Origin of the sequence: Halorubrum sp. Hd13 (assembly GCF_002252755.1) — an archaeon.
Lineage (GTDB): Archaea > Halobacteriota > Halobacteria > Halobacteriales > Haloferacaceae > Halorubrum.
This window is the reverse complement of record NZ_NHOY01000053.1, coordinates 37,606-49,227: the sequence shown is the minus strand read 5'-3', so window position 1 is coordinate 49,227 and position 11,622 is coordinate 37,606. Positions and strand designations below refer to the sequence as shown.

Genomic DNA, 11,622 nt, shown 5'->3' with positions numbered 1-11,622 from the left:
CACTTTCAAAAGGCTCAAACCGCTACCGCGCCGATGATGCCTGCGATACGAAAAACCGTCGATTCGATCCGGCGCACCGTGTCGACAGTGACGACCCGCGTCGTCGGGGTGGCGACCACGCTGTTTGCGGGCCTCGTCCTCGCCGGTTGGTCGCTGTTCTGGTCGCGGGTCGGTCGGATGCACTACGCCCAGGGCGATCTCGTCTCCGCGGCGTTCACGACGACCGTCTTCGTCCTCCCCGCGATCGGGGCCGTCCTGTGGTACGTCGCCCGGTCGCTCGACGCCGACCTGGTGCCGACGCGGATCGACGTGAACGTGGTCGAGAGCTGACGCCCCCGCGAGGGCGGGATCCGACGGCGCGAGCGGAGACGACGCCGACGCCGGCGCGTCCCCCCGGCCGTCGGATCCGTCGACGGCAGATTCAAGCGTTCGGCTCGCGGGGCACCCGCCAGTGAGGCGGGGACTCCTCGTAGCGCTGTTCAGCGACCCCTTCGCGGTGATGAACACGATCGGGCTCGTCGCGTTCGCGCTCGTCGGGTCGACGAAGGCGATCCGCGAGGAGTTCGACCTGTTCGGGATCACCATCGTCGGGCTGGCGATGGCGTTCGCCGGCGGGGCGACGCGGGACCTCCTCGTGTTGCGAACGCCGCTGGCGCTCCAGTCGCCGGTCGAGATCGCGCTCGGACTGTTCGGCGTCGCTCTGGCGATGGGGTGCGGATCGTGCTCGCCGCGCCGGACACCCACCCGATCACGATCGTTTCGGACGCGATCGGGCTCGCCGCGTTCGCCACGACGGGGGCGATCGTCGCCACCGACGCGGGCGTCTCCGCGTTCGGCGTCGTCGCGGTCGCGATGATAAACGCGGTCGGCGGCGGCGCGTTCGCCGACCTGCTGCTCGACCGCGCGCCGTTCATCCTCTTCGAGGACTTCTACGCCAACTGTGCCGTGTTGGGCGGGCTGGCTTACGTCGTCGCCGGAACCGTCGGGTTCGTCGGAAGCACCGCCGCGGCGCTCTGTGCGGCCGTCACCGTCATCACGCGGCTCGCGGCCGTCGCCTACGGCTGGGAGCTTCCCACAGCCGGCGACCTGGAGCCGTCGATGCGGTGACCCTCGTCGGTCGGCTCGCCGAACGCGTAGACGGTGTTGTGGCCGGTCACCTCGACCGTCAGGAAGTCCCCGACTTCGACGCCGCGCTCGGTCGCGCTCTGCACGATGATCTGGCGGTACGCGGAGTCGCGGCACTTCACCGAGTCGCCGGTCCCCTCCTCGACGACGAGCACCTCGAACGCTTCGCCCACCATCGACTCGTACGCCTCGCCGACGACGTCCATCTTCAGCGCCGACATCGCCTTCGAGCGCTCCTTCTTGAGGGTCCCGCCGAGCCCCTTCATCTCGGCGGCGTCCGTGCCGGGGCGCTTCGAGAAGCGGGTGACGTTGATCTTCTCGGGGCGGACCTCGGCGAGGAGGTCCATCGACAGCTCGTGGTCGGCCTCCGTCTCCGTGGGGAAGCCGACGATGAAGTCGGTCGAGAGCGTCCAGTGGTCGAGCCGGTCGTCGAACGTCTCGACGACCTCGCGGAACTTGTCGACCCGGTGCTGCCGGCGCATCTCTTCGAGCACCTCGTCGGAGCCGGACTGGACCGGCGCGTGGATGAAGTCGTACAGCTCCTCGTTCTCGGCGAACACCTCCGCGAGCTCCTCGTGGATCCCGTGGATGCCGCCGGGGTTCGCCATCCCGAGCCGGACGCGGAACTCGCCGTCGATGTCGCAGATGCGGTCGAGCAGCTCCGGGAGCTTGCGCTCGCCGTTATCCCAACCGTAGACGCCGGTGTCCTGTCCCGTGACGCGAATCTCCTTCGCGCCGGCGTGGACCAGCGCTCGGGCCTTCTCGACGTTCTCCTCGACCGACGGGGAGTCGACCCGGCCGGTCGCGAACTTCGTGATGCAGTACGAGCAGTTGCTCATACAACCGCGCGCGATGGGGAGGAGGCCGACGACGCCGTCCAGGACCGGATCGGCGTCCGGCGTGGTCGTCGGGCACTCGCCGTTGAGCGCGTACGTCGGCACCTCGTCCCAGTGGAGGATCTCGGCGTCGATGCCGGCCTCCTCGAACGTCTCGCCCTGCGCGAGCGCCATGCAGCCGGTGACGACGAGGTCGGCGGTCGTCTCTTGGAGCTCCTCGGCGCGGCGGAGCATGTTCCGTTCCGTCTTCTCGACGACCGTACAGGTGTTGAGGATGGCGACGTCGGCGTCCTCGGGCCCGTCGGCCGGGCGGTGACCGCCGTCGCGGAGCGCGCGCTCGATCTCCCGGCTCTCACCCCGGTTGGAACTGCAGCCGTAGGTTTCGATGTGATACGTCGCCATCGAGTGTGCTCACTACCGGTCCCGCGGCCAAAAACGCGACGGATCGGAGCCGAGCGCGCCGGAGGCTGTGGGAGTGAAATTCGAAGCCCGAACGGGAGGCGGCGGGAGTGGAATTCGAAGCCCGAACCGGGGGTGCGCGGCGCGGCGTGCGCACCGGGCGTACGGTGGGAGTGGGATTCGAACCCACGAGGCCTTCCGGCCACCTGCGTTCCAAGCAGGCACGTTCGTCCGCTCCGTCATCCCACCAGTTGGCCGCTCCGATCGGAGAACGGGCCGCGAGCGCGGACGGGGGCGTCACCGGTCGACCCGCCGGCCGGCTCGCCTCAGTTCTCGGCGTCGACGAGCTCGAAGAGGCTCCCCCAGTCCTCGGAGTCGCCGCTTTCGGGGAGCATGTCCCGGAGCTGTTGGAAGTCCGATTCGGGGACCTGCGACCGAACGACGTCCACGATGACCCGGGCGTGATAAGCCGCGTCGGCCGGGTCCGTTCGCTCGATCTCGCTCACCCGCTCGACGAACTCCTGCCAGTCGAAGCGCTGGCCGTGTTCGTGGACCGCGCCGGTCAGGTACCACTTGATCTCGATCGGAAGCGACGCGGCGAGGTCCGCCGCGTTCCCCTCGGGGAGGCGCTCGCCGAGGGTCATGAGCGTCGCCCGGATGGCCCGTACCGTCTCGCCCGTCCCGGGCAGTTCGAGTCGGTGCTGTACGTCGCCGGTGAATTCGTCGAAGTTCATGCGTGAGCGTACTCGCCGAGGGAATGTCAATAGGGCAGAAGGTTCTCACCGTCTGGAAACGAACGACCGGCCCGCTCTCGTCGGCGGGGCCTCCGACCGGCTCCCGCCGCACTACTGCGTCGTCTCGTAGATCGCCACGCCCGAGGAGGCGCCGATCCGGGTCGCACCTGCGGCCACCATTTCGAGGGCTTCGTCGAAGGTCGATATCCCGCCCGACGCTTTTATTTCGGTCTCCGGGGCGACCGCCTCTCGGATCGCCGCGATCTCCGCTGGATCCGTCGGCCCGTCGTATCCGACGGCGGTCTTGACGAAGTCGGCGCCGCCGGCCTCGACGAGCTCGGCGGCCCGCCGTATCTCGGGCGGCGTCAAGGCCGGCGACTCGATGATACATTTCAGCGTCTTCTCCCCGACCGCGTCCTTCACCGCTTCGACGTCGTCGACGACGAGGTCGTGATCGCCGTTCGCGAACGCGGTCCTGTTCATCACCATGTCGAACTCGTCGACGTGGTCGCGGAGCGCTTCGACCTCGCTCCGTTTGGCCGCCGAGTTCTGTATCCCGTAGGGGAACCCGATCACCGCGACGACGTCGGCTTCCCCGCCGAGCAGTTCGCTCGCGAGCGGCGCGTGGTACGGAACGACGACCGCCGAGCGGAATCCGTATTCGAGGACCTCGTTACAGAGGGTCCGGACCGCCGCCTCGCTCGCGGTCGGGTCGACGTTCGTGTGGTCGATTATCGACGCGACCCGCCCCGGATCGTCTCGCAGTGTGTTCTCCAGTGACATGTCTGCTCCCTCGCGTCCGAGGGCCTAAGTGTGTCGGCCGCTCGAAGCGCATCGACCCGCCGCCGTTTTTCCGGCGGAGCGACGAACGCACGCGGGAGTGCGGCCGCTCGGTCTCAGTCCTCGGCGACCGCGGTCGCCGTGGGCGTCTCGGCGTCGGGCTCGGAGACGGCCTCCGGCTCGGCCTCTCCCGAGCGCTCCGACTCGGGGACGGGCGCGTACACCGACCGACGAGCGTCGCGGGGACACAGGCCTTCCTCGACGAGTCCGACCTCGGTGAGCTTCTCGACCGCGAACCGGACGGTTCGGGTCGAAAGGCGGGTCTCCTCGGCGAGCCCGGTCTGGTCGAACCGGCCCTCCTCGTCGAGAACGTAGTAGACCAGTTTGGCGCTCGGGGGGAGCGGCGCGAGCAGCTCGCGGGCACTGTCGTCCATATAAAGCGTATACGGGCGAGCCGTGCATAACCGTGGCTCGGGTGTGTATCACCGTCGCACAGCTCCCCATTGATTTATATATTATGAGCGCGCGGGCGCGACGGAACGAGAGCGTGTCCGGTCGCCGGCGGGGCGCTCTTCGATTCGTCCGCCTCTACTCGCGCGTACGGAACTCGAACCGCGCCCCGTCGTCGTCGTCGATAGAGACCGTCCACCCGTGCGCGGCCGCGATCTCGCGGACGATCGCGAGTCCGAAGCCGGTCCCGTGCGGGTCGCTCGAGACGCCGTACTCGATCGCCTCGTCGGGGTCGACGTCGAATCCCGCGCCGTCGTCGGCGACGTAGAACCCGTCCGAGAGCCCGCCGAATGTGACGGTGACGCCGGGGTCCGCCTCGGTCGAGCCGTGCTCGACGACGTCGTCGGGCTCCGCCCGACTGCCACCGGTGCCGTGCACCACGCTGTTCGTAAACAGGTTCTCTAAGAGCGTCCGGAGGCGCTCCGGGTCGGCCTCCACCGCGACCCCATCGTCGGGCGCGTCCAGCGTCGCAGCGGGGGTGTCCACGGTGCGCCACGCCTCTGCCGCCGCCTCGGCGAGCGAGACCGGCTCCGACTCGTCGACCGTCCGGCCCTGTCGCGCCAGCGTGAGGAGGTCGTCAATGAGTTCCTCCATCCGCTCGTGAGCGTCGTCGATCCGGTCGAGCTCGTGGAGGGCGCCGTCGTCGTCCACGAGCCCCCGCGCGAGATCGAGCCGCCCGGCCGCGACGTTGAGCGGGTTCCGGAGGTCGTGCGAGACGAGCCCGGCGAACTTCTCCAGTCGGTCGATCTCGCGCTGGAGCGCGGCGTCGCGGTTCCGCAGCTGCGCCGTGCGCTCGGCCCCGTCGAGCGCGACGGTGACGTTGGCCGCGAGCACCCGCGCCAGCTGGATCGCCGTGTCGTCGAAGAAGTCCGGCTCGCGGGAGCCGAGCGGCATCACGCCGTGGTCGCCGAGCGGGACGACGAGCAGGCTCCGGTGCTCGCCGTAGGTGACGGCGGTGTCGACCGCGTCGAGATCGCCGACGACGATCGGTTCTCCCGTCTCGAACGCCTCCCAGACGCGACCGTCGCCGGGGCCGAACGCCGGGCGGTCCCCGAGCGCCGCCGTCGCCTCCTCGCTGATCGCCGTGGGGAGCAGCGTCCCGCTCTCGGGGTCGTACAGGCGGACCCCGCTGCTCGGGAACTCCAGGATGTCGATGGCCGCGCGCGCCGCGAGCGCCGCGATCTCCTCGCGGTCCTCGCCGCGGAACATCTCGCGGGTCGTCTCGTGGAGGTTCCGCAGGGTCCGCTCGACCCGTTTCTGCTCGCCGATGTCGGCGTAGACGCTGTAGATGACCGTCTCGTCGTGCTGACGCACGGGAATCACGTGCAGGATGAAGTCCCTGAGCCCGTCGGTCGACCGGCGGCGCACTTCGAGCCGCGGCGTCCCGTCCCGATCGAGGACCGTCTCGGGGTCGAACCGGGCGGCGCCCTCCGGGATGATGGCGTCGCGTATCTCGCGGTAGCCGTGGTCGGCCGCCGAGTAGCCGAACGTCCGCTCGAACGCCTCGTTCGTGGCGTCGAGACGGCGTTCGCCGCCGCCGAGCGCGACCGTTCTGACTCCCGGCAGCGGGAGATCGTCGAACAGCGCCGTCAGTCGGTCGCGTTCGGCCCGCAGCGCGTTCTCCGTCTCGATCTGCTCGATCGCGTCGGCGGTGTGGGCGGCCAGCAGCTCCGCGAACTCGACGTCGCCCTCGTCGAACGCGGCGTATCCGTCAGAGACGGCCTGCAACACGCCGTACGGACCGATCGGGACGCTGATCGCCGAGCGGATGTCGTCGGCGACCGGGTCGGCGACCGCGGCGCCGTCGGCCCGGCCGTGATCGTCGGCTCGTTCGCGGTCGTCGGCTCCTCCGGCGCCCGGCGGGTCGCAGTTCTCCGGGTCCTCCAGCTGGTCCGGGTCGGCGGGGTCGACGCTGACGTTGTCGACGACCATCGTCCGCTCCTCGGCGGCGGTGGTCCCGACGACCCCCTCGCCGACCTCGAACGAGCGGACCTCCTCGTCGGTGACGCTCTCCGAGAGCGCCGCGGGGACGAGGGTGTCGCCGCGGCGGCGGGCCGTGACGCACCGGTCGAACTCCAGTATGCCCTCCGCGGCGTCGACGGTCCGTTCGAACACCTCGTCGACGCGCTCGCAGGCGGCGACCTCCGTCGCGAACCGGTGGAGCGCGGTCACCTTCGCGTTCACCTCCCGGAGGTTCCGCTCGACCTGTCGCCGTTCCAGCGCGTTCGCGACGCTGTTCGCGAGCATCTCGTACCGGTCTCTCCCGCCGCCCTTCTGGAGGTAGTCCGTCACCCCGGCGGAGATCGCCTCGCTGGCGATCTCTTCGGACCCCTTCCCCGTGAACAGCACGAACGGGATCCCGGGATCGACCTCGCGGACCGCGGTGAGCAGTTCGAGCCCGTCGCTGCCGGGCATGTCGAAGTCGCTGACGACGCAGTCGATACGCTCCGACTCGACCGCCGCGAGCGCGTCGTCCGGGGCGGTGTACGTCACCGTCTCGATCCCGTCGACCAGTCGCTCGACGTGGGTCGCCGCGAGGTCCGCGGCGCCGGGCTCGTCGTCGACGATGAGCACCCGTCGCGGCCCGCCGCCGGCCGGCTCCCCTCCGCGGAAGGCGTCGGCGGTGGGATCGTCGCCGTCGTTCCCGGGAGCGGTATCCATAGGTGGCCGTCACACTACCGGTAAGTTTAGCTTTCGCTCCGATGGTCAGGACTGAGAACCGGAACGGCTGAAATCGAGTCGGGGGCCCACCCCGTCGTCGCTTACAGGAAGTCCTCGACGTGGTCGGCGACCTCTTCGGGGGTGTCGCCGACGGGGACGCCCGCGTTGTTGAGCGCGTCGATCTTCGACTGCGCGGTGCCGGTCCCGGAGCCGGAGACGATGGCGCCCGCGTGGCCCATCCGCTTGCCCGGCGGCGCCGTCCGTCCGGCGATGAAGCCGGCGACCGGCGTGTCCATGTGTTCGCCGATGAACCGCGCGGCCTGCTCCTCGTCCTCCCCGCCGATCTCGCCGCACATCACGACCGCGTCGGTCTCGGTGTCGGCCTCGAACGCCTCCAGGGCGTCGATGAAGGAGGTGCCGATGATCGGGTCCCCGCCGATGCCGATCGCGGTCGTCTGACCGATCCCGCGCTCGGTGAGGTTATCGACCACCTGGTACGTCAGGGTGCCGGAGCGGGAGACGAGCCCGACGTTGCCCTCGGCGAAGATGTTTCCGGGCAGGATGCCGAGTTTCGCCTCGCCCGGCGTGATGATCCCGGGGCAGTTCGGGCCGAGCAGGCGCGTGTCGGTCTCGCCCAGCCGCTTGTTCACCTTCGCCATGTCCTGGGTCGGGATCCCCTCGGTGATCGCGACCGCGAGGTCGAGGTCCGTGTCGAGCGCCTCGAAGATGGCGTCGCCCGCGAACGCCGGCGGGACGAAGACGACGGACGCGTCGGCGTCCTCCGCCTCGACGGCCTCGTCCACGGTGTCGTAGACGGGGACGCCGGTGACCTCCTGGCCGCCCTTGCCGGGCACCGCGCCGGCGACGACGTTCGTGCCGTACTCGATCATCTGGCCGGCGTGGAACTTCCCCTCCCCGCCGGTGATCCCCTGGACTACCACTCTGGTGTCGTCGTCGACGAAAATGCTCATTGGGTCACCTCCTCCGCGTTCTTCACCGCGCGCTGGACCGCTTCCTCCAGCGTCTCCTCGACCTCGATCAGGTCTGTGTTCAGGATCTCCATCCCCTCCTCGGCGTTGGTCCCGGCGAGCCGGACGACGACCGGCTTCGGGATCTCGTCGAACTCCGCGAGCGCCTCGTTGATCCCCTTCGCGACCTCGTCGCCCCGGGTGATCCCGCCGAAGATGTTGAACACGACGCTGTCGACGTTGGGGTCGGAGAACACCATGTCGAGCGCCTTCGTGACGCGCTCGGCCTTCGCGCCGCCGCCGATGTCGAGGAAGTTGGCGGGCTTGCCGCCGTAGTAGTCGACCAGGTCGAGCGTCGTCATCACGAGCCCGGCGCCGTTGCCGATGATGCCGACGTTGCCCGAGAGGCGGACGTAGTCGAAGCCGTACTCGCCGGCCTTCCGTTCGAGGTCGTCCTCGTAGGACGCCTCGGCCATCTCGGCCAGCTCCGGCTGGCGGAACAGCGCGTCCTCGTCGATGTTCATCACGGCGTCGGCCGCGACGACCTCGCGGTCGCCCGTGATCATGACGGGGTTGACCTCGATCTCGGAGGCGTCGTTCCCCTCGTAGAGGTCGTACAGCGTCGAGAGGATCGACGCCACGTCGAGCGCGACGTCGGCGTCGACGCCCGCCTCGTACACGACCTTGCGGGCCTGGTACGGGTGGAGCCCGAACGCGGGGTCGACGTGCTCGCGCGCGATCGCGTCGGGGTTCTCCTCGGCGACTTCCTCGATGTTCACGCCGCCCTCGGTCGACACCATCAGGACGGGCTTCCCCTCGCCGCGGTCCATCGTGACGCCGACGTACAGCTCGTCCACGAAGTCGACGCCGGCCTCGACGAGCACCGAGTCGACGGTGTACCCCTTCAGGTCCATCCCGAGGATCTCCTCGGCGTACGCCTCGGCCTCGTCGCGGTCGGTCGCGATCTTGATGCCGCCGGCCTTGCCGCGGCCGCCCACGTGGACCTGCGCCTTGATCGCGGCCGGGTAGCCGATCTCGTCGACGGCGTCGAGCGCCTCGTCGACGGTCGTCGCGAGCCGGGAATCCGGGACCGGGATCCCGGCGTCCGCGAAGATAGTCTTCGCCTGATATTCGTGTAGTTTCATCCGTCTCGAAGGGGGACCGAGAGCGGCTTAAATGGTGCCGATTCCGCGCGAGCGGCGGGGACGGTGGGAGACGGCGACGGGCATTTTTATCAGCCGAACAACTGCGGTCGGCATGGACCCGACCGAGTTCCTCGACGGCGGAACGGTCAGCGTGTCGGACGAGACGTACGCGGTTTGCCGGACCGACCGCGATCATTCCGCCGCGTTCGCGACGATCAGAGAGGCGGGCGAGACGACGGTGGTCGTCGAGGAGGACGAGGTCGACGCGGTCGACGCCGACGCGGTCGAGCCCGGATGGAAGCGCCTCACCTTCGAGATGGAACTCCCGTTCGAGCTCGTCGGGTTCCTGGCGGCGGTGGCCACGGCGCTCGCCGAGGTCGAAGTCTCGGTGTTCGTCCTCTCGTCGTACGCGACGGACCACGTGTTGATCAAAGAGACCGACCGCCCCGCCGCGGTCCGGCGGCTCGAAGAACTGGGCTGTGAGGTCGTCGACTGACGCCCCCGACGATCCCGGGTCTCAGTCCTCGTCGCCGAGGATGACGCGGTGGGTCATCGCCTCGGGGTCGAGCACCTCGTCCGCCTCCGCCTCGGTGAGGTAGCCGGCCTCGACCGCGGCCTCGCGGACGCTTTTCCCCTCTTTTAAAGCCGTCTTCGCGACCTTCGACGCCTTGTCGTAGCCGATCGCGGGGTTCAGTGCGGTCGCCAGAGCCATCGACTGCTCGACGCGGGTCTCGCAGTGCTCCTCGTTGGCCTCCAGCTTCGCGACGAAACGCTCGCCGAACGTCTCGGCGGCGTTCGAGAGCAGCTCGGCCGATTCGAGGAAGTTGTGCGCGATGACCGGCTTATAAAGGTTCAGGTCGATCTCGCCGCGGGCGGCGCCGGCCGAGATCGCGGCGTCGTTGCCGACGACCTGCTTGTGGACCTGATTGACCGACTCGGCGACGACGGGGTTGATCTTCCCGGGCATGATCGAGGAGCCGGGCTGGTTCTCCGGCTGCTCGACCTCGCCGAGCCCGTTGCGCGGGCCGGAGGCGAGCAGCCGCAGGTCGTTCGCCATCTTGTTCATGCTCCCGGCGATGGTCCGGAGCGCGCCGTGCGCCTCCGCCATCGCGTCGTGGGCCGCCTGCGCCTCGAAGTGGTTGTCGGCCTCGCGGAACGTCGTGTTCGTCTCGTCGGAGATGTACTCCGCGGCGAGCTCCGGGAAGTCGGGATGGGTGTTGAGCCCGGTGCCGACCGCGGTGCCGCCGAGGGCGAGCTCGCGCAGGTTCGACTGGACGGTCTCGGCCCGCTCGATCCCCTTCGCGACTTGGGTCCGGTAGCCGCCGAACTCCTGGCCGAGGCGGATCGGCGTCGCGTCCTGGAGGTGCGTGCGGCCGGTCTTGACGACGCCGTCGAACGCGGTCTCCTTCGCCTCCAGCTCGGCGTGGAGCGTCTCCAAAGCGGGCACGAGGTCCTTCTCGACGGCCTCCAGGGACGCGACGTGCATCGCCGTGGGGATCACGTCGTTGGACGACTGCCCGTAGTTGACGTGGTCGTTCGGGTGGACGACGCGGTCGCCGATCTCCGCGCCGGCGATCTCGGCGGCGCGGTTGGCGATCACCTCGTTGGCGTTCATGTTCGAGGAGGTCCCCGAGCCGGTCTGGAACACGTCGACCGGGAACTGGTCGTCGTGCTCGCCGGCGATCACCTCGTCGGCGGCGGCGACGATCGCCTCCGCGGTGTCGTCCTCGATCAGGCCCAGGTCGCGGTTCGCCTGCGCGGCCGCCTTCTTCACGACGCCGAGCGCGCGGATGAACCGCCGGCTCATCGGGATCCCGGATATCGGGAAGTTCTCGACCGCGCGCTGGGTCTGCGCGCCCCAGTAGGCGTCGGCCGGCACCTGCATCTCGCCGAGGCTGTCCTCCTCCGTGCGGTAGTCGTCACCCATGCGCGACGCTTCCCGCGAGACCGGGTAAAAGCTACTGAAAGCGCTCAGTCGAACGCGGACGCGGGGAGCCGAACCGGCGCGGTGCGCGTCGCGGCCGGGGTCGGGACCGGGGTCGGTGTCTACGCGTCGCGGCCGGGGTCTACGCCTCGTCGACCGGGAACAGCCCCGCGTCGCGGAGCTCCGGCGCGAGGCTGCCGCTCCCGTGCTCGGCGTAGTCGGCGGGCGTGTACGTCTTGATCTCCAGCGCGTGGACCGACCGGGTCATGTGGTCGCCGACGGCGTCGTACACGCGCTGGTGCTGGTCGACGAGCGACTCGCCCTCGAAGGCGGGGGAGACGACGACGGCCGCGAAGTGCGCGTCCTCGTCCTCGTCGTCGTGGATCCGGGGGTTCGTCACGCGGGCGACGGCGTCCGGGATCCCCGCCTGGATGAGCTCCTCGATCTCGGCCGGTTCGATGGTCATACCCCGGTTCGGGGCCGCCTCGTCAAAAATCGACCGCATACGCGCCGGGGAAGCCGCCGGGGGCAGGCGACGGG

General features: G+C 69.6%; 11 protein-coding genes, 1 tRNA gene and 1 pseudogene. 3 read left to right on the top strand and 10 right to left on the bottom strand.

What is annotated here, in order from left to right:
* Positions 1-87: 87 nt before the first annotated feature.
* Both DJ81_RS07490 and DJ81_RS07485 read left to right on the top strand, forming a co-directional pair.
* Entirely contained in the window at positions 88-330 is a 243-nt protein-coding gene (locus DJ81_RS07490) for a hypothetical protein (protein WP_141212550.1), read from the top strand.
* Between the two features lie 169 nt (positions 331-499).
* Positions 500-1,107, top strand: a pseudogene (locus DJ81_RS07485) (trimeric intracellular cation channel family protein).
* Here DJ81_RS07485 and DJ81_RS07480 read toward each other — a convergent pair.
* From DJ81_RS07480 to sucC, 8 genes are all read right to left on the bottom strand, one after another.
* The gene (locus tag DJ81_RS07480) at positions 1,056-2,363 is read right to left on the bottom strand and encodes a tRNA (N(6)-L-threonylcarbamoyladenosine(37)-C(2))-methylthiotransferase (RefSeq protein ID WP_094557703.1); all 1,308 of its coding nucleotides are present in this window, start codon (positions 2,361-2,363) and stop codon (positions 1,056-1,058) included. The pseudogene DJ81_RS07485 and the gene DJ81_RS07480 sit on opposite strands and share 52 nt — an antisense overlap.
* A 162-nt stretch (positions 2,364-2,525) precedes the next feature.
* A tRNA-Ser gene (locus tag DJ81_RS07475) sits at positions 2,526-2,609 on the bottom strand.
* Between the two features lie 77 nt (positions 2,610-2,686).
* Positions 2,687-3,094 carry a DUF2267 domain-containing protein gene (locus DJ81_RS07470; protein WP_094524226.1) on the bottom strand — a complete coding sequence of 136 codons (408 nt, stop codon included), beginning with the start codon at positions 3,092-3,094 and terminating at the stop codon, positions 2,687-2,689.
* 111 nt (positions 3,095-3,205) lie between these two features.
* Positions 3,206-3,877 carry a deoxyribose-phosphate aldolase gene (gene deoC / locus DJ81_RS07465; RefSeq protein ID WP_094526037.1) on the bottom strand — a complete coding sequence of 224 codons (672 nt, stop codon included), beginning with the start codon at positions 3,875-3,877 and terminating at the stop codon, positions 3,206-3,208.
* Positions 3,878-3,990: 113 nt separating this feature from the next.
* Complete coding sequence (locus DJ81_RS07460; protein WP_094524223.1) at positions 3,991-4,308, bottom strand: ArsR family transcriptional regulator; 318 nt, start codon at positions 4,306-4,308, stop codon at positions 3,991-3,993.
* 154 nt (positions 4,309-4,462) lie between these two features.
* Positions 4,463-7,045 (bottom strand): GAF domain-containing protein, encoded by a 2,583-nt coding sequence (locus DJ81_RS07455; RefSeq protein ID WP_094589160.1) that lies wholly within the window; start codon positions 7,043-7,045, stop codon positions 4,463-4,465.
* Positions 7,046-7,146: 101 nt separating this feature from the next.
* Complete coding sequence (sucD, locus tag DJ81_RS07450; RefSeq protein WP_094589158.1) at positions 7,147-8,016, bottom strand: succinate--CoA ligase subunit alpha; 870 nt, start codon at positions 8,014-8,016, stop codon at positions 7,147-7,149.
* Complete coding sequence (sucC, locus tag DJ81_RS07445) at positions 8,013-9,158, bottom strand: ADP-forming succinate--CoA ligase subunit beta (protein ID WP_094524220.1); 1,146 nt, start codon at positions 9,156-9,158, stop codon at positions 8,013-8,015. Before sucC ends, sucD begins: the two co-directional genes overlap by 4 nt.
* A 112-nt stretch (positions 9,159-9,270) precedes the next feature.
* Here sucC and DJ81_RS07440 point away from each other — a divergent pair, with 112 nt between their 5' ends.
* Positions 9,271-9,654, top strand: a complete 384-nt coding sequence (locus tag DJ81_RS07440; protein WP_094524219.1) for an ACT domain-containing protein — start codon at positions 9,271-9,273, stop codon at positions 9,652-9,654.
* A gap of 21 nt (positions 9,655-9,675) precedes the next feature.
* Here DJ81_RS07440 and DJ81_RS07435 read toward each other — a convergent pair whose 3' ends face one another.
* Both DJ81_RS07435 and DJ81_RS07430 read right to left on the bottom strand, forming a co-directional pair.
* Positions 9,676-11,085 carry an aspartate ammonia-lyase gene (locus DJ81_RS07435; protein ID WP_094589156.1) on the bottom strand — a complete coding sequence of 470 codons (1,410 nt, stop codon included), beginning with the start codon at positions 11,083-11,085 and terminating at the stop codon, positions 9,676-9,678.
* Between the two features lie 139 nt (positions 11,086-11,224).
* Complete coding sequence (locus DJ81_RS07430; protein WP_094524217.1) at positions 11,225-11,548, bottom strand: BolA family protein; 324 nt, start codon at positions 11,546-11,548, stop codon at positions 11,225-11,227.
* Between the last annotated feature and the right edge of the window lie 74 nt (positions 11,549-11,622).